The organism is Affinundibacterium danionis (genome assembly GCF_042432465.1).
GTDB lineage: Bacteria > Pseudomonadota > Gammaproteobacteria > Burkholderiales > Burkholderiaceae_D > Undibacterium > Undibacterium danionis.
This window is the reverse complement of sequence record NZ_JBHLXJ010000009.1, coordinates 154,353-173,296: the sequence shown is the minus strand read 5'-3', so window position 1 is coordinate 173,296 and position 18,944 is coordinate 154,353. Positions and strand designations below refer to the sequence as shown.

Annotated in this window: 10 protein-coding genes; 5 read left to right on the top strand and 5 right to left on the bottom strand. The window is 45.9% G+C overall.

Features of this window, described 5'->3' with window-relative positions:
* The first annotated feature begins 1 nt into the window (after position 1).
* The 5 genes from ACFFJH_RS08945 (at position 2) to ACFFJH_RS08925 (ending at position 5,899) form a co-directional block, all read left to right on the top strand.
* The gene (locus ACFFJH_RS08945; RefSeq protein WP_390211779.1) at positions 2-1,312 is read left to right on the top strand and encodes a dihydrolipoamide acetyltransferase family protein; all 1,311 of its coding nucleotides are present in this window, start codon (positions 2-4) and stop codon (positions 1,310-1,312) included.
* 213 nt (positions 1,313-1,525) lie between these two features.
* Positions 1,526-2,935: a dihydrolipoyl dehydrogenase gene (gene lpdA, locus ACFFJH_RS08940; protein WP_390212400.1), complete on the top strand. Its 1,410-nt coding sequence runs from the start codon at positions 1,526-1,528 to the stop codon at positions 2,933-2,935.
* Positions 2,936-3,156: 221 nt separating this feature from the next.
* A complete protein-coding gene (locus ACFFJH_RS08935) occupies positions 3,157-3,564 on the top strand; it encodes a GntR family transcriptional regulator (protein ID WP_390211778.1) in 408 nt (135 codons plus the stop codon).
* Positions 3,554-4,492 (top strand): ABC transporter ATP-binding protein, encoded by a 939-nt coding sequence (locus ACFFJH_RS08930; RefSeq protein ID WP_390211777.1) that lies wholly within the window; start codon positions 3,554-3,556, stop codon positions 4,490-4,492. Before ACFFJH_RS08935 ends, ACFFJH_RS08930 begins: the two co-directional genes overlap by 11 nt.
* Positions 4,493-4,576: 84 nt before the next feature.
* The gene (locus tag ACFFJH_RS08925; protein ID WP_390211776.1) at positions 4,577-5,899 is read left to right on the top strand and encodes a hypothetical protein; all 1,323 of its coding nucleotides are present in this window, start codon (positions 4,577-4,579) and stop codon (positions 5,897-5,899) included.
* A 63-nt stretch (positions 5,900-5,962) separates the two neighbouring features.
* On the opposite strand, the gene ACFFJH_RS08920 is transcribed toward ACFFJH_RS08925, so the two are convergent.
* The 5 genes from ACFFJH_RS08920 to ACFFJH_RS08900 form a co-directional block, all read right to left on the bottom strand.
* Positions 5,963-6,418 carry a hypothetical protein gene (locus tag ACFFJH_RS08920; RefSeq protein WP_390211775.1) on the bottom strand — a complete coding sequence of 152 codons (456 nt, stop codon included), beginning with the start codon at positions 6,416-6,418 and terminating at the stop codon, positions 5,963-5,965.
* 80 nt (positions 6,419-6,498) lie between these two features.
* Positions 6,499-9,717, bottom strand: a complete 3,219-nt coding sequence (locus ACFFJH_RS08915) for a M16 family metallopeptidase (RefSeq protein ID WP_390211773.1) — start codon at positions 9,715-9,717, stop codon at positions 6,499-6,501.
* Positions 9,718-9,984: 267 nt separating this feature from the next.
* Positions 9,985-11,460 carry a glutamate synthase subunit beta gene (locus ACFFJH_RS08910; protein ID WP_390211772.1) on the bottom strand — a complete coding sequence of 492 codons (1,476 nt, stop codon included), beginning with the start codon at positions 11,458-11,460 and terminating at the stop codon, positions 9,985-9,987.
* 249 nt (positions 11,461-11,709) lie between these two features.
* Positions 11,710-16,392: a glutamate synthase-related protein gene (locus ACFFJH_RS08905; RefSeq protein WP_390211770.1), complete on the bottom strand. Its 4,683-nt coding sequence runs from the start codon at positions 16,390-16,392 to the stop codon at positions 11,710-11,712.
* Positions 16,393-16,808: 416 nt separating this feature from the next.
* On the bottom strand, positions 16,809-18,569 hold the full coding sequence (locus tag ACFFJH_RS08900) for a hypothetical protein (RefSeq protein WP_390211768.1): 1,761 nt from the start codon (positions 18,567-18,569) through the stop codon (positions 16,809-16,811).
* Positions 18,570-18,944: the final 375 nt, after the last annotated feature.

The window sequence follows — 18,944 nt, the reverse complement described above, 5'->3', positions numbered from 1 at the left end:
GATGGGTATTCATGTTATTAAAATGCCGGATATCGGTGAAGGTATTGCAGAAGTTGAGTTGGTTGCGTGGAATGTCAAAGTGGGCGACATGATTGTCGAAGATCAGGTGATGGCGGATGTCATGACCGATAAAGCGACCATTGAAATTCCTAGCCCTGTGTATGGCAAGGTGTTGGCACTGGGTGGAGCTGCTGGTCAAGTGATGGCAGTAGGCTCTGAGTTGATTCGGATTGAAGTGGAAGGTGCCGGGAATGTGGATGCCAACGCAGCTGCGCCAGTAGCGGCTGCACCAACCACGGCTGCGCCTGCACCAGCAGCGCCCGCTCCTGTGGAAAAGCCAGCTCCAGTTACGTCAACGCTGGCTCCAGCGCCAACAAGCACTGCACCAGTGGCAACAAAATCTACCAGCAGCACTCCAAGTGCAGCACGCGCTAATGGTGAAAAGCCAATCGCATCTCCCGCAGTACGTCGTCGCGCTTGGGATTTGGGCATTGAACTTCAGTTTGTGCCGGGCACAGGAACGGCGGGTCGTATTACACACGAAGATTTGGAAGCTTATGTCGCGCGCGGTTCAGTTACTGCAAGCTCAGGAGGCAGCAGCTATCGCGAATTGCATGAAGAAACAGCGATCCCTGTCATCGGCCTGCGTCGCAAGATTGCGCAAAAAATGCAAGACGCAAAACGTCGCATTCCGCATTTCTCCTATGTAGAAGAAGTCGATGTCACTGAGCTTGAAGCTTTGCGCACACAACTGAATCAAAAGTGGGGCAAAGAACGTGGCAAACTCAGTTTGCTACCGCTGCTGATGCGCGCCGTAGTGTTAGCCGTGCGTGACTATCCTCAAATCAATGCGCGTTACGATGATGAAGCGGGTGTGGTTACCCAATTTGCCGCCGTTCATTTAGGTATTGCCGCGCAAACACCAGCAGGCTTAATGGTGCCGGTCGTGCGTCATGCCGAAGCACGTGACCTTTGGAGCAACGCCAATGAGATGGGCCGCCTCGCCGAAGCTGCGCGTACTGGCAAAGCAACACGTGAAGAATTGTCTGGCTCGACGATCACAATTTCTAGCTTGGGTGCTTTGGGCGGCATCGTATCAACACCCGTCATCAATTCTCCCGAGGTTGCCATCATTGGTGTCAATAAAATGGTGGAACGTCCGATGATACGCAATGGCCAAGTGGTGGCGCGCAAGATGATGAATTTGTCGTCGTCGTTTGATCATCGCGTGGTCGATGGTATGGATGCGGCACAGTTTATTCAGACGATACGTGGCTATTTGGAATGTCCGGCTACGCTGTTTATTGAGTAAATAGCTCCCTCTCCCGCAAGCGGGAGAGGGTTGGGGTGAGGGTGATTCAGAAAAGTACTTCGCTCTTTAGGGCAGTAAAAAACGTCGTCGCACTACCAGAAATTTTTCCGCAGTTTACGGCACGTCCAAGCACCCTCTTCCCTAGCCCTTCTCCCGCCTGCGGGAGAAGGGAATGTGACATAACAGAATTCAGACAATACTAATTCGGAACACATCATGCAAACAACATCCACAACCCTAGTCGTCATCGGCGGCGGCCCCGGCGGCTACATCGCAGCAATTCGCGCCGCGCAGCTTAAAATTCCGACCATCCTCATCGAGGGCGATCAGCTCGGCGGCACTTGCCTCAACATAGGCTGTATTCCATCCAAAGCGATGATCCATGCCGCTGAAGAATTTGAAAAAGCCAAGCATTATGCGCATGGTTCATCTATCGGCATCCAAGTCAGCGATCCCAGCATCAACATCGAGCAAACTGTTAGCTGGAAAGATGGCATCGTCAAACGCTTAACCAGCGGGGTCGGCGCTTTACTGAAAAAAAACGGCGCACAAGTCGTTAAAGGCTGGGCGCAAATTATTGATGGCAAAACCGTCGCGGTCATACAAGATGGCAAAGAAGTTCAGCGCATTACTTGCCAACACTTGCTGATCGCATCGGGCTCAACACCGGTCGAATTGCCGTTCATGCCCTTTGGTTCCAGCAATAGCAAAGTCATTAGCTCGACCGAAGCCCTCTCCCCAACTGAAGTTCCTAAGAAACTAGTAGTCGTTGGTGGCGGCTACATCGGTCTCGAACTCGGCATCGCGTATCGCAAGCTCGGCGCAGAAGTCGCTGTTGTGGAGTCACTCGACCGCATCTTACCAGCCTACGATGAAGAACTTACCAAGGTCGTCAAGACAGCACTCAAACAATTGGGTATCGAAGTCCATTTGGGCTGCACTGTACAAGGGATGAATGCCGACCATAGCGCCGTGCGTATCAAAAACGCGGCAGGTGAAGAATCTGAACTCGCTTGCGATAAAGTCTTAGTCGCGGTTGGACGTCGTCCTCGCACCGAAGGCTTTGGCTTGGAAAGCTTAATGCTAGACATGAACGGACGCGCCATCAAAATCGACGATCAATGCCGCACCTCTATGCGTGATGTATGGGCGATTGGGGATGTAACAGGCGAGCCGATGTTGGCACATCGCGCCATGGCACAAGGCGAAATGGTGGCGGAAATAATCGCCGGTAAGCGCCGTCATTTCATGCCAGCCTCAATTCCTGCCGTCTGCTTTACAGATCCAGAACTAGTCGTTGTCGGCAAATCACCGCAAGAAGCACAAGCAGCTGGCATCGAAGTAATTAGCGCCATGTTCCCATTCGCAGCAAATGGTCGCTCCATGACTTTAGAATCAAGCGAAGGCTTCGTGCGCGTAGTCGCGCGTAAAGACAATCACTTAATCCTCGGCTGGCAAGCAGTTGGCAAAGGCGTCTCAGAACTCAGCGCGGCTTTTGGTCTATCACTAGAAATGGGTGCGACGCTAGAAGATGTCGCAGGTACGATTCATTCACACCCCACTTTAGGCGAAGCGGTACAGGAAGCAGCATTGCGAGCATTGGGGCATGCATTACATATTTAGTTGACGAATCTAGCTAGCGAATTTATTTAGCGAAATCGCTCGTTTGGTGCTCGCAAAACACCAAACGAGTAGCTACAACAAAGTCCATTTCTCTTCCCGCGCTTTATCTGGCGCAAGATACCATCGCGCCGCTTTTCCGCATTTCCTTGATCCAATCTGACTCATTTTTCTAAAAAATTCCACTTGCATAGCGTATTATCGTAGTGATACACTAATTCACAATGAATTACGATATCCAACCTTCTAGCAGTACCCCGATATTTCGCCAGATCATCGATCAGGTAAAGCGTTTTATCGCCAGCGGACAACTTAGTTCAGGTGACACGCTTCCCTCGGTGCGCACCGTTGCTTTGCATCATGCGATTAATCCTATGACGGTCAGTAAGGCCTACAACATGTTGGAGATCGAAGGTGTATTAGTTCGTATGCGTGGGGTGGGTATGGTGGTTGCGGAGCGTCGCAATACCGCAAAAGACAAAACTAATCTAGCCATGCCAGCAATGTTGAATGCCGCTCGCGTCATTCAGCAGCTCGGTATGGAAAAAGCACAGGCATTGAAATTATTTGAACAAGCTTTAAAAACGATAGAGATTGAGAGTAAGAGAGATGCAAAATCAAATGCAGACTAAAACATCCGTGCAGAGCAAAAACAAATATGCTGTCACCTGCGACCATCTGCATTTCTCGTATAACTTTAAACCTATTCTACAAGACGTTAATCTGGCGATTCCTCAAGGTGCGGTGGTCGGTTTAATCGGTGCTAATGGCTGCGGTAAATCGACGCTCTTACGTTGTCTAGTTGGACTGCATATTCCTCAGCAAGGACAAGTACATTTATTTGATACGCCAGCTCTGGAAATGAACGACAGCGTACGTGAACGCCTCGGTTTTGTGGCGCAATCCGCCGATTTATTTCCTTGGTTAACGGTTGAAAAACACATCAAGATGATAGGACAAGCCTATCCCAAATGGCGCGAGCGACGTGCCTTAGAATTGGCGCTTCGTCTACGCCTACCTATGGGACGCGAAGTCAGTCAATTGTCGGGAGGAGATCAACAAAAATTGGCTGTGGTATTGGCACTTGCTCATCAGCCAGATTTAATTATTCTTGATGAGCCTGTGTCTAGTCTCGATCCTATAACGCGGCGTGATTTCATGCGTTCTTTGTTTCAAGATGAACGTCCCTTTTTTACTGAATCTGTCGATGAGAAAAACGACAGTAATACGGACTACGCACCGACCATCCTAATCTCTAGTCATTTACTGAGCGACTTAGAACGCGTGGTGTCGCATGTTGCTTTCATGCGCGATGGCAGAATTCAATTATTTGAAGAGTGGGATGCGGTTTTGGAATTTGTGCGGATATTACCGAAGTCGCAGTTCAATCTACCAACAGCGCTATGCATTGCGGACAATAAGGAACAAATGATCGTTGACATTCGTTCTTTGAAAAATAATTTGGCGAAAAACACCTCGCTCGTTCGCCATATCGAAGACATCATCGCCGCGCCGTGTATCAACGGCCTCGATGATATTTTTATCGCCCTGAATTCTTAATTCATAAAAATGAACCTCAGCTCATATTCAGTTTCAAATTCAGGTCGAGATTCAAGCGCGCTGCAATTTTGGTATGGGCGCAACGTGACGCGCTATATCTCAAATTTTTTTCTAACGCTACTCGTCATCGCATACGCCCTACTTTGGCTGAACAAACATGATACGCAGTGGGCATTCAGTGCGGCTACCTTTACCGGCGTATGCTTATTCTGCTTAATGATAAGCGGTTTGAAATGGGGACGTATTCTACTCACCGGCGCTCGCGTTTTCCACCAACTACAAACACCTGTCACGCTATGGCAAAAATGGCAGCGGGCTATTCTGATACGTGCCACCTTACCTTTGTTGATATTATTCTTTGGAATCAAGTTATTAGAACTTAACCATCATGAATTACTTTCCGCCAGCGCATTATTAGCAATCGCCTCTCTCAGTTTATCGCTTGGATTTTCTTTGTCACTAGCATTAAATAATTATCTGAATAAGTGGTGTTACCTGCTGTTCTTAGCGCTCTCGCTCTATCTCGTCTACCTGAGTGGAAGCAAAAATATTCAACATGATTTGATGACTGCTTGGCACTTACATCTTCCTATCCTGTTGCTATGGCCAATAATTATCCTGAGTACGCTACGGCACTGGAGCAAGCCGCCTAGCAATAAAGGTAAGGCCTTCTTCTTGCAATTGAAGGAGCTGGCATTAATCAGTCATTTGCGGCATTTCTATTTACGATACACTGAACTTGGATCGCTACACGACCACCAAAAGAAAGAGGGTCTGCGCACCTCGGACAAAGTGCTTAAATCGATGGGCTTGTTCTGGTTTATCCTCCTCAGCCCCATGTTGGTGGTCGATTGGCAGGCATCGGTAAGTTTGCCACATTTACTCTCTATTGCTGCATTTGCTGTATTTTCCAGCTCGTACATCGTAGTAAAAGATCTGCATTGGCGATTTCTACTTTTGCCAAGACATTTTCAACAAGGTCGCATCGCCACTCATTTACTGTTCTCAAGCTTGGTGTATCACGGATGCTGGGCGCTCATGTTGTTGCTGGCATTGTATGGATTAAAGATGTTGTTGGCGACGTCGATGCCATTAGATCACACGGCATCAATCTCCTTGTTCAGCATCGCTCTATTAGCTCTTGAATTACTCAGCGCATTCTGCGTCGGTCTATTAATACGAGGCAGTGAAAAACCCGGTCGCACTATTTTTTATTTGTTTTTAAGCTGCTTAATGGTCGCCGCTGGCATTGCAAGCTACTTTTATCTACGCAAGCAAAATCCCGCCAAGGCGGCGGTTTTCACTATGAATACAGCTTACGTATTAACGGTCATCGCAATCGGTATAAGTGCCTTAATCTATGCGAATCAACGCTGGACCCGTGAGCGCTTGCTGAAATTTTTATGAGCTGAATTACGAGCTTAATTACGAGCTTAATTATTAGAGTAATTATGAACGTTGACCACGGCCTCACAGCCCACTAACGCCCTTCACCAAATAACGATTGGTGTGTTTATCCGTGCGTATCGATACCAATCCATCGGCCCAGCAGGCTTCTTCGCCCGCTCTCAGTTTGAATTTCACCGCCAGGCGCAATTGGCCTTTGGCATAGACTTGCTGGCGCGTCGCCCCTGTCACACAAGTCACCGTCTTGACAACTTGCATCGCCCGTAATTCCGTACGCACGCCTTGCAGATTAATAACCGCTGTATTGGTATCGTTGCTGATCAATAGTATCAAAGCGCCGTTGCCATACGAGCCTTCGTTCTGCGCAAAACTAGCGATACGAAATTCATACGGGTTTTCTAGTTTTTTCACTTCTTGCGCACTGATCTCTAATAAGGTCTTTTCTTGTGCTGTCGCGGTTTGTTGAACCGAGAACCCGACAATAAAACAAAGCAGAATTAATTGGGTAAATCGCATCATGTGCTCCATCTAAAATTTGATTATCTTAAGCGCCTTTGTGGGCATGTGAAATAAAGAAACAAGTAATAAGCCAAGCTAATTTATCCTACATAGCTTTTACATTTATCTATTTTTGTTGAAAATCTTGAGGAAGTTTTAACGAAGGCGTCTAATAAATCAACATAACGCTGGACCATTTTTACTTTTTCTCGAATATCGATCTCCTTACTACTGACATTTTCACTCATTCCATCAATATGAAAAATCGAAATACGGTCAAATAGGTTTTTAGCGAGTTCAAGCTGTGTCTGTTTCGCATCCATCAGACAAGTGCTCACTGTCAAATTAGTCAAGCTATCGAGCGTTTGCCTTATTTTCTGCAAGTCAGAAGTTCTATCAGATAACACATAATGATCATTTTCTGAGTGTAAAGTTTTCGCCATTTCCACACTCATTGTCACAATTCTTTCATGCGCCTGATCGATGACTTTGAGTCCGAGATCTCGCGGCACAAATTTTTTATAGGCACTGATCTCTGCTTGCTCTTCTTTAGCCATATTCTCCGGCTTAACCACCAATTGCACGTAATTTCGTTTATCTAGATATTGATTAGCCGCACGCTTAATTGAGTCGGTAGTGATCAGTGCCAACAGCTTTTCAGGTGCTGATAATAAGAGTGCTGCTTGTCCATTCAATTTAGCATCAAGCAATTGGCTAGCCCAATAAGCATCGTTCCTCAAAGATTCTTTATGCTTCTGCTCCCAAGCTTTCTTTACCTTACTTAACTCTACCGCGGTAACAGGTACACTTTGCAAACGTTCCAACTCCTGAAACAATGCGGCATTAACGGCATCAACTTGATCAGCGGCAGAAGGCAAAGTCACCAGCAACTGATAACGCCCTCCAGCTATCGCCTGTACCTCGCTGGTCACGCCACTCACATAAATTAAATGCTTTTCTTCACGAAGCGATTGGAGCAAGCGCAACTGCAAAATATCCGTCAACATAGTCAAACGAAGCCGTTCTTCTTCGGTATAGGCCATGCTTCCAGAAAACCCAACTTGTACTTGAGCTTTATTCTCTTTACCTACAAAAATCTCTTTTTTAACGACACCTTTTACGGTTAAAGGATACGCAGCATCGATTGTTTTCGTTTGAGGCGTACCAGGTAAATTCGCCAAATATTTTTTAACCAAAGGGCGCATAATTTCTAGATCAACATTGCCAACAAAAACGAAATATCGACCATAAAAATTTGAATGTAGTCGATCAAAAGTAGCGATGACTTTATTCATATCCATGATTTCTACCTCTTCTAAACGAGGAATATAAATAGCGCGCGGATTATTGTTATAGATTAATTTGACATATTGATCCCTGCTTATCCATTCTGGTCGTTCGATCACTTGCTGCAAATTGCGTATAATTTCTCCAAGCTTCATAGAAAAAAGCGTCTTATTCTTTGAGGGATTGCTTAATCGTTGATAATTTAATTGCAGTAAAGTTTCAATATCCGCGGTAGAACTATTTCCAAAAATCATTTCAGAAAAAGGTGTCATTGCAACACTATGCGATACCGACTTTGGTTGCAAAAATTCTTGCACATCGCGCGGGCTGAGGTCATCAAATCCCATTGCACGAATTAAATCTGGTGCATACACCGCGCTCAAAGAATCTTCTACCTCAACTAAAGAACTACCGCCGTGACTTTGATGAAACATGCTGATTTTATTGTTCGTAAAATCAGTCTTTTTAAAGATAACGGTAACACCATTTGATAGGCTCAATTCTGTCGTGCCGTAAATCGGATTCTCTTTTTCAGAGAGGATAGTTCCCGCTGTGGCAGGCGGCGTTTTCATTAGCGATTTAATGCCTGTTCTCGCCGTCAAAGGCTTCACTTGCTGTTGTTCTGCATAAGTAATTTTATTCAATAGATCTGCTTTTGATGGCGCGTCAGCTTCATCTTTTTTGGGTAACAGGTAGAGGATTTGTTTAAAGTGCTCAGGAGAGAATTGCGTCTTCGCATAGGCATTCACTTCTGCCAACGTGATGCTAGGATGCAGTGCTTGCATCAGCTCCCAATACTGTGCAACGCTAGATAAACTATCGCCATAAAGAAAATGTTCGAGATAGCCCTGAATAACGGCGCTTGAGCTTATTTTATTGCGTTCCAAATAGCTTTGTTCAAATGCATTTAATCTATATTGACGCTGCTCCTGCAACTCCGATTCAAAAAAGCCGTATTGCTGCACTTGGAGTAGTTTTCCTATCGCGGCATCAATCGCAGCCCCTTCGCCCCCTTTGGCAAATTCAATTTTTAAAGACTCTAGTTTTTTGTTTCTGAGTAGCTCAGTTCGCACCCCACTCGCCCGAATATAATTGGCGTTGTAGCTTGCAAGTCGATTTTTCATCATCTCGACAAAATATCTTTTGACCAATGCTTCTCTGAAATCAGCAATCGTTTTTATATCTAGCTGATCTCTCACGGAATACATCAGCTCTAGCTGATGGCTGCTTTGTTCGAGATCCGCGAACACTTTCAAGCTAGGTTCAGAAAATTGCGCCGATTCTTGTACGCGCTCCTTAGCCGCTATTGTGGGATTTTTTTGTGCGCTAAATAACTGAGCAATCATTTTCTCCGCAGCCAAAGCATCAACATCACCAACGATCATGACTGCCATATGATCAGGGCGATAATACTCACGGTACAACTGCTGCAGCATTGCGGCAGTAAAATTTTTACGCACGGCTTCAACACCGATCGGTGAACGTGCAGGATATTTCGTGCCTTGCAGAGCCAGCGCATGAGTGGCACGTAAAATCCTGGTATCTAAATTATCTCTAAGGCGCTGCTCTTCCAGAATAATCGCTTCTTCACCCATGATATCACTAGAGCGAAATTCGACACCACCAGCAAAATCCGCCAAGGCCTGCAAACCCATTTGCAAGCTCTCTTTTTTATTATTGGGCAGCGATATTTCATATCGGGTCAAATCGTATTCAGTGAAGGCATTCAAGTCTCGACCGTACTTAAGTCCTATCGCCTCCAACTTTGAACGCAAGCTATCGTTTTTAAAATGCAGCGTATGTTTGAATGCCAAGTGTTCGATAAAGTGTGCAGCGCCAAGTTGTTCATCACTTTCATCTAAAGAACCAAACTTCACCACTAAGCGCAACTCTATTTTCTGTTTAGGATGTTCGTTCTTCTTGATGTAATAGGTCAATCCATTCTTGAGATGACCAACTTTGAGCGCTGGATCAACGGGCATGGGCGCTTGTAAATCCAAGGCCGCAAACCCTGAATGCGTAAGCGTCAACAAACAACACGCAATGACAAATTTAAGAAGAAGTAAGAATTGAGCTGGACGCATGAATTAGCAAAAAAGACAAATACGATTAGAATATCAATTTTACAGTATGGCGTATCGCATTGGCTGCTCTTATATTGAACAACCGACTTACCGAGGCAACCGCACAAGACTTGGCTTTTTTGCGCGCATAAAAAAACCCTTCAACCTACCTAAAATAGATAGATTGAAGGGCAACCTTAACTCAAGCTAAAAATTATTTACAAACCGACGTGACTATCAACGTGGCAATACTGATTCACCCATCAAGAATGCATCAACTTCACGTGCACATTGACGGCCTTCACGAATTGCCCATACGACCAATGATTGACCACGACGCATATCGCCTGCGGCGAATACTTTGTCGACATTGGTTTTGTAACAGCCTTCACCATCGGTGCTTGCACGTGCGTTGCCGCGTGCATCTTTATCGACACCGAAAGCTTCTAAGACTTGACCGACTGGTGAGACAAAGCCCATTGCTAACAATACCAAATCTGCTTTCATTTCGAATTCGGAATCCGGCACTTCACTCATCCGCATTTGTCCACCCTCGTCTTTCCATTCCACGCGGCATGCGATCAATTTTTCTACTTTTCCGCCTTTGCCTTCTAAGCGCTTGGTAGCGACTGCCCAATCACGATCGCAGCCTTCTTCGTGCGAAGAGGATGTGCGTAATTTGGTAGGCCAGTAAGGCCATACCAAGGGCTTATTTTCCTGCTCTGGTGGCTGTGGCATCAGTTCAAATTGCGCAACTGACTTTGCGCCATGACGATTCGAAGTTCCAACACAATCGGAACCCGTATCGCCACCACCGATCACGACCACGTGCTTGCCTGCTGCACTGATTTGATCTTTGTACTTGTCTCCTGCATTCACCTTATTTTGCACTGGCAAGAATTCCATTGCGTAGTGCACCCCTTTGAGTTCGCGACCCGGTACAGGTAGATCACGCGGTACTTCTGCGCCACCTGCAACGATCACAGCATCAAATTCTTTTTTCAACTCGTCGGGAGACACTGTCTCTTTCGACCAGTTCGTAATATTACTTGGGAAATCTTTACCGACTAAAACGCCAGTGCGGAAAGTAACGCCTTCTGCTTGCATTTGTTCTACGCGGCGATCAATGTGCGATTTTTCCATTTTGAAATCAGGGATGCCATAACGCAGCAAGCCACCGACACGATCATTCTTTTCAAACACAGTGACGTCATGCCCAACACGGGCCAATTGTTGAGCCGCCGCCAAACCTGCTGGGCCAGAGCCGACAATCGCCACTTTCTTACCAGTCTTGTGCGCAGGAATTTGTGGTGTAACCCAACCGTTTTCCCAGCCTTTGTCGATGATGAAATGTTCTATCGATTTGATGCCAACAGGCAGTTCATTGATCCCAAGCGTGCAAGCTGATTCGCACGGTGCTGGGCAAATTCTTCCGGTAAACTCTGGAAAGTTATTCGTTGAATGCAGCACTTCCAAAGCTTGTTGGTAGTTCCCGTTGTAAGTTAAGTCATTCCAGTCAGGGATGATGTTATTGACTGGGCAGCCGTTATTACAAAACGGAATGCCGCAATCCATACAACGTGCAGCTTGAATTTTGGCTTGGCCATCATCCAAGTGCATCAGGAATTCTTTGTAATGCTTCAGACGTGTTTTAGGCGCTTCGCTCGCTTCTTGCAAGCGCTGGTATTCCATAAAACCGGTTACTTTTCCCATGATAAAACCTCTAATATTTTGAACGGGCTAGCTGCCCCAAATCTTTCTTTTGTCGAAAAGGCGCAGAGACTTCAAAGAGTTTTTACTGTCACTCCTGCGCAGGCAGGAGTCCGGTGGCGTTCGTTGATCAACTACAAGACACTGGATTCCCGCTTTCGCGGGAATGACGGCTTCACAGCCATCTCTCTTTGACACTTTCCTGCATTCCCTCTGCGTACTCTGCGTTTCTGCGGCGATGTTATTCAGCCATTAAGCCGCTTTTTCCAATTTCAAAGCAGCCTGTTCCGCCACATACATCTCAGCCAAAGCGCGCTTGTATTCGTTCGGGAATACCTTCACAAATTTAGCGCGGCTACGTGCCCAGTCGTCTAACAAATTACGCGCACGCGTGCTGCCTGTATGTTTGAAATGGCGCTCAATCGAACTGCGCAAAATCGCTTCATCGGTTGCACGTTCGCCGCCGCGTGTTGTCGCATGCCACAGAGATTTGTCGATAGTCTTCTCTTGCTCGTCACCTGCTAACACAGATTCCAGCGTAACCATCGCCATATTGCATTTCGCTGCGAATTCACCGTCTGGGTCATACACATACGCGATACCACCTGACATACCTGCCGCGAAGTTACGGCCTGTAGCGCCAAGTACCACCACCGTGCCGCCTGTCATGTATTCGCAACCATGATCACCGGTACCTTCGATGATCGCCAATGCGCCGGAATTACGTACCGCAAAACGCTCGCCCGCCACACCGTTGATGAAAGCTTCACCTGCAATCGCGCCGTACAAGACCGTATTGCCGCAAATGATGTTATCAACTGCCCAACCACGGAATTCGGTATTTGGACGGATAATGATGCGACCACCTGACAAGCCTTTGCCGACGTAGTCATTGCCTTCGCCTACCAAATCCAAAGTCACACCGCGTGCCAAGAACGCACCCGCTGATTGGCCTGCCGTCCCTTGCAATTGAACGTGGATAGTGTCATCGGGCAAACCAGCGTGACCGTAACGCTTCGCCACTTCACCCGACAACATAGCACCAACCGTGCGGTTCAAGTTTTTGATCGGTTGGATGAAAGAAACTTTCTCGCCGGTTTCCAAGGCTAATTTGGCTTGTGCGATCAACTTATTGTCGAGTGCTTTATCCAAACCATGATCTTGGTCTTCCACATGGCGAACTGCTGCGTCCGCGCCTGCATCCACTTGATGGAAAATGCGGCTGAAATCTAAGCCCTTGGCTTTCCAATGCGAGATCGCTTTGGATTTATCTAAGAGATCAACGCGACCGATCAATTCGTCATACGTGCGGATACCCAATTGCGCCATAATTTGACGCGCTTCTTCTGCAACGAAGAAGAAATAATTCACCACGTATTCTGGTTTACCAGAGAACTTCTTACGCAGTTCTGGATCTTGTGTTGCCACACCGACTGGGCAAGTATTCAAATGGCACTTGCGCATCATAATGCAACCTTCTACCACCAACGGTGCTGTCGCAAAACCGATTTCATCTGCGCCCAACATCGCCGCGATAACGACGTCACGACCGGTTTTCATTTGGCCGTCAGCCTGTACACGGACACGACCGCGCAAGCCATTCAAGACCAAAGTTTGCTGTGCCTCAGACAAACCAAGTTCCCACGGTGTACCAGCATGCTTAATCGATGACAAAGGTGATGCACCAGTACCACCGTCATGACCAGCGATCACGATATGATCTGACTTCGCTTTAGTCACACCTGCTGCAATCGTACCGACGCCAACTTCGGATACCAACTTCACTGAAATCGATGCACGTGGATTGACGTTTTTCAAATCATGAATGAGCTGCGCCAAATCTTCGATGGAGTAAATATCGTGGTGCGGTGGAGGCGAAATCAAACCCACGCCTGGCACAGAGAAACGCAATTTCGCGATGTACTCGGATACTTTGTGGCCTGGTAATTGACCACCTTCACCTGGCTTCGCACCTTGTGCCATCTTGATCTGAATCTGATCGGCAGAGCTTAAGTATTCTGCTGTCACACCAAAACGACCAGACGCGACTTGTTTGATGCGTGAGCGTAAGGAATCGCCTTCTTGCAAATCAATATCCACCTCGACTTGATCACGCCCAATCACCGACGCCAAACTCGCGCCCTGCTTGATCGGAATACCCTTCAATTCTTGTGTGTAGCGCGCAGGATCTTCACCACCTTCACCGGTATTCGATTTACCACCGATACGATTCATCGCCACCGCCAAAGTCGCATGGGCTTCGGTACTAATAGACCCCATAGACATCGCGCCCGTCGCAAAACGTTTAACGATTTCTTTCGCTGGCTCGACTTGGTCCAGAGGAATCGCTTTGCTAGGGTCAATCTTAAATTCAAACAAGCCACGCAAAGTCATATGACGTTTCGATTGATCATTGATAATCTGCGCGTATTCTTTGTAGGAATTGAAGTTATTCGAACGTGTGGAATGCTGCAATTTCGCAATCGAATCTGGCGTCCACATATGGTCTTCACCGCGAATACGGAAAGCATATTCGCCACCGGCATCCAAAGCATTGGTCAGCACAGGATCGCTACCGAAAGCAGCCTTGTGCAAACGCAGCGCTTCTTCTGCTACTTCAAATACACCAATACCTTCGACATTCGATGCCGTACCTTTGAAGTATTTATCGACCAAGGATTTATTCAAACCAACGGCTTCAAAAATCTGCGCGCCGCAATAAGACATATAGGTGGAGATACCCATTTTCGACATGACTTTATGCAAGCCTTTGCCAACTGCTTTAGTGTAGTTGTAGATGGCTTTTTCTGCGTCGACATCTTTCAACTTGTTCGCCATATCCGCAAGCGTTTGCATCGCTAAATAAGGATGCACGGCTTCTGCGCCATAACCTGCGAGCAAAGCGAAGTGATGCGTTTCGCGTGCAGAACCTGTTTCCACCACCAAGCCGGTGGTGGTACGCAAACCCTTGCTCACCAAATGTTGATGCACGGTAGAGGTCGCCAACAAGGCAGGAATCGCCACAAAGTTCGCATCCATTTTGCGATCGGTGATGATCATGATGTTGTGACCGGATTTGACCGCATCGACCACTTCCGCGCAGATGGATGCCAAGCGCGCTTCGATACCATCTTTGCCCCAAGCGACTGGATAGCAAATATCGAGTTCGTAAGATTTGAACTTGCCGCCCGTATTCGCGCTGATATTACGCAGTTTAGCGATATCGTCAAAGTTCAAGATCGGTTGCGATACTTCCAAACGCATCGGTGGGTTGATGTTATTGGTGTCGAGCAGATTCGGCTTTGGGCCAATGAAAGACACCAAAGACATCACCATCGCTTCGCGGATAGGATCGATCGGTGGGTTCGTCACTTGTGCGAATAACTGTTTGAAATAGTTGTAGAGTGGCTTGAGCTTGTTGGACATCACCGCCAAGGAAGCATCATTGCCCATAGAACCAATCGCCTCTTCACCCGATACCGCCATCGGTTCCATCAAGAATTTGATATCTTCCTGAGTGTAACCAAAGGCTTGCTGGCGATCCAATAAGGAAGCGGCTTCTGGCGTATTGTCTGGCTCGCCTTTTAAGGAACTGAGCTTGATGCGCACTGAATTAATCCATTGCTTGTAAGGCTTGGCGTTCGCGTAGGTATCTTTGATTTCCTTGTCATCGATGATGCGACCTGCTTCCAAGTCGATCAAGAACATCTTGCCTGGTTGCAGACGCCATTTTTTGATGATGCGTGCTTCTGGGATAGGCAACACACCCGATTCCGACGCCATCACCACTAAATCATCGTCAGTAATAATGTAACGTGCTGGACGCAAACCATTACGATCCAAAGTACCACCGATTTGACGACCATCAGTAAATGCCATCGCCGCTGGGCCATCCCATGGTTCCATCATCGCGGCATGATATTCGTAGAAGGCGCGACGGTTGTCGTCCATCATCGTATGATTTTCCCAAGCTTCTGGAATCATCATCATCATCGCTTGGGCGATTGGATAACCTGCCATCACCAAGAGTTCAAGCGCATTATCGAAACTTGCGGTATCGGATTGACCTTCAAAAATCAGCGGATACAGCTTTTGCAAATCGTCACCGAGTACAGCAGACTTCATCACGCCTTCACGCGCACGCATCCAGTTGAAGTTACCTTTAACGGTATTGATCTCACCGTTGTGCGCAATCATGCGGTAAGGATGAGCCAATGGCCATTCTGGGAAAGTATTGGTAGAGAAGCGTTGATGCACCAAGGCCAAAGCCGACACGCAACGTTCGTCTTGCAAGTCTTTGTAGTACACGCCAACTTGGTCGGCCAACAGCAAACCTTTGTAGACGATGGTGCGCGCCGACATCGACGGCACGAAGTATTCTTTGCCATGCAAGAGGTGCAAAGCCTCAATCGCATGCACTGCCGATTTACGAATCACGTACAGCTTACGTTCCAAAGCATCGGTCACCATGATGTCTGGGCCGCGACCAATAAAGATCTGACGTATCACTGGCTCTTTTTCACGCACGGTCGGTGACATCGGCATTTCGCGATCCACTGGAACATCACGCCAACCTAACACCACTTGGCCTTCAGCACGCACCGCACGTTCGATCTCTTGTTCACACGCCAAACGCGAAGCATGTTCCTTCGGTAAGAAGATCATGCCCACGCCATACTCACCTGGTGGCGGCAAGTCCACACCTTGCTTCGCCATTTCTTCGCGATAGTATTGATCAGGAATTTGAATCAAGACACCCGCACCGTCACCCATCAAGGCATCGGCACCGACCGCGCCACGGTGATCCAAATTTTTCAGAATCAACAAACCTTGCTCAACGATGGCATGCGACTTCTTGCCCTTGATATGCGCAACAAAACCGACACCGCAGGCATCTTTTTCATTACTTGGATCGTATAAACCTTGTGCGTGCATAACATTCCCCTACTTTGCGTGATACCGAAGTACCTACTGATGTTTTGCGAGAACTTCCAAATAAAGTTTTGGAAACTCGCAAACAGACAATGAAAAATCAAACTTGGGCTCAAGAATAGTGCAGCGCAACAGGAAAAACAACAAGAAAAATTAGGGTCAGAGTTTATAAAAATTGGTCTTATTTATTATTGCTTGTTATTGGGGACAGAGTAATTAAAGTGGAAGTGTTACCCACCAGTGAGTTTTATCCGCATGATTAAATCGCAGGTAGAGATTCACGTTGCAAGTGGTTGCAACGTGAAGGAGGATTTGCTGCTGAGCGAAAATAGAAGTCAATACAAACTCAGCAAGTTTTTAGGATTTTACAAATATGAAGATGTCACTTCAAAGTAACATTACACTGTGCAACTTTTAACTCAACGAGTGTTGAAAGCGAATAACATGGGCTGGACACTAATACTCGTCTTGCTCCTCAATAAAGAGGTCTTTTTATTCATTGAATTTGCCAAATAAAGAACTCCTGAATTTGACATACTGACAAATCCACCTCGTGGAAAAGACCAAACCATTTTATGAGTTGATGTGTCAATTGCATAAACATGTTCACGCATACCAATGAACAGCAAATTATTTGTAACAAACAAATTTAGAATTTCCTCATTGAATAAATGATCTCCAAACGTCTGAGAAGACGGTAAAGATGGGTCATATGGAAGTTTCCCAGATATGACTCCCTGCGTCTCACCAGGAATCACCCAACTCCACAATAAAGAACCATCTGAAGTTCTTCTTCCTTCAACCTGATTGAAATTGACCACATAAAATTCATTGCCTCTTATTGCGACAGCACTACGAAAGAAGCCACTTTTATCCCACTTTTGAGTAGAACGATTCCAATCAAAATTTATCAAAAATCGATCTGGTATAGAACGGCTCGCCTCATGTACTAAAATTTCAGACTGTGAGTGCAAAACTGGCCGCAAACCATCTCGTACAATTGGATAGAAATTAGTCATACCATAAAGTTGATTGTCATATTCTCGATTACTAACAGCAACACTAGACGCGCCATCGCGATTATTACGCATCAATTGCCCAAGTCGATCTGACTTAAGCCCGTTGACTATTGTGTGCACTTCCTCCGGCTTATATGTAAAAATCCCGCTTGATGTATATAGTTCAGCACCATAACTTTCATTTTTATAAATGAGCGAATTCAACTGTAACTTGAAAGGGTCAATACTCGGAGCAGGGAGATACTTAGACTCAAGAAATTCCAAAAAAACATCTTGTCTATATTCGGCCTTTAAAACACCTGTCTGTTTATCAATTACTAGTAACGATACATTTGCAAAAGTGCTATCACTATATCCTTTGTAAATATATATATTGTCTCCGAGAATAAGCGGCTGACCAATCTTATTTTTTCCATATAGCAACTTATATGCCCATCGCACACTACCTGTTTGTTCGTCCACTGCAATCAATTGCGATCTGTATCCTGTACCAAAAACACTGATATCTAAATCATTATTGACGATATAAACAAGGCCATCTGATGACGGCAACGCAAATGAAAGATCACCGAACTCAGTTGATTTAGAAAAACGTGGCAGTATCTTTGTTGGGTCGATAGTCACATCGAGATAACTGGCATTTGTTATATTAACTTGTGGACTCGTCCAGTTTTCTTGTTTGGTAATCCGACCTAAAGCAGTCATATCTTTGGTCTCCGCGAAGTTCATTACTTCAAGACGATAAGGTAGAAACCAAGGAGAGCCTTGATGGAGTTGGCTGCAAAGTGCATCTTTACATAAGGAAATCTTGATTTTTCCATCATACACACCAGCCAATAAGTCTGGTTTAGAAACAAGTGTAGCTGTTGCACTTTTCGTTCCAGAAATTACCAATTTAATTTGGGGCTGAATTATTCCTTTATCGTCCTCGATTTTAATATTAATCTCACTACCAAAGTCTCGATTCAAGATAGCTAACACATCTGTGCTAAATGATTCTCCCTTAAAAACTTTGAGACTAATCGACGAAGGAGACAAAGACAAACCATTGTCTGGTGCTGTAACCTGAGAACCTGCACCACCTGTGCTTGTTCCACCTGTGCTTGTTCCACCACCACACCCAATTAAAACTAAACTCAAAAAACACGCGAATATTTTCATTTTCAACTTCACCCTAAATTAATAAAAACTTACTTCCACTAACACTCCGATTCTTTCCGAGTGAAATAGAATCAACACACATTTCTCGTATCATTTATGAAAACTCGAACAATGGAGTATTGATTTTTTTAACTAAATTATTGATCCTCGTTTGACCTAACTTCAGAAAAGTTAATATCTTTTGTATTATTTTACACTGCAATACACCATCAATTCATAAGGATTTGGAGGTACTTAGCACAATCCAATATTCTGATTTTGAAAATTAATGACTAGACCTAGGCGTCGACGCGAACACTATAAAGTCACAAATTAGTACCATGTCCGAATTAGTAATAATAAGACTGTATTATGTATCCGTAGTCTAAATGCGTC

Bases quoted from the DNA above. Each gene is read 5' to 3' on its own strand.
- ACFFJH_RS08945 (WP_390211779.1), top strand. From the start codon at position 2: ATGGGTATTCATGTTATTAAAATGCCGGATATCGGTGAAGGTATTGCA.
- ACFFJH_RS08935 (WP_390211778.1), top strand. From the start codon at position 3,157: ATGAATTACGATATCCAACCTTCTAGCAGTACCCCGATATTTCGCCAG.
- ACFFJH_RS08930 (WP_390211777.1), top strand. From the start codon at position 3,554: ATGCAGACTAAAACATCCGTGCAGAGCAAAAACAAATATGCTGTCACC.
- ACFFJH_RS08920 (WP_390211775.1), bottom strand. From the start codon at position 6,418: ATGATGCGATTTACCCAATTAATTCTGCTTTGTTTTATTGTCGGGTTC.
- ACFFJH_RS08910 (WP_390211772.1), bottom strand. From the start codon at position 11,460: ATGGGAAAAGTAACCGGTTTTATGGAATACCAGCGCTTGCAAGAAGCG.
- ACFFJH_RS08905 (WP_390211770.1), bottom strand. From the start codon at position 16,392: ATGCACGCACAAGGTTTATACGATCCAAGTAATGAAAAAGATGCCTGC.
- ACFFJH_RS08900 (WP_390211768.1), bottom strand. From the start codon at position 18,569: ATGAAAATATTCGCGTGTTTTTTGAGTTTAGTTTTAATTGGGTGTGGT.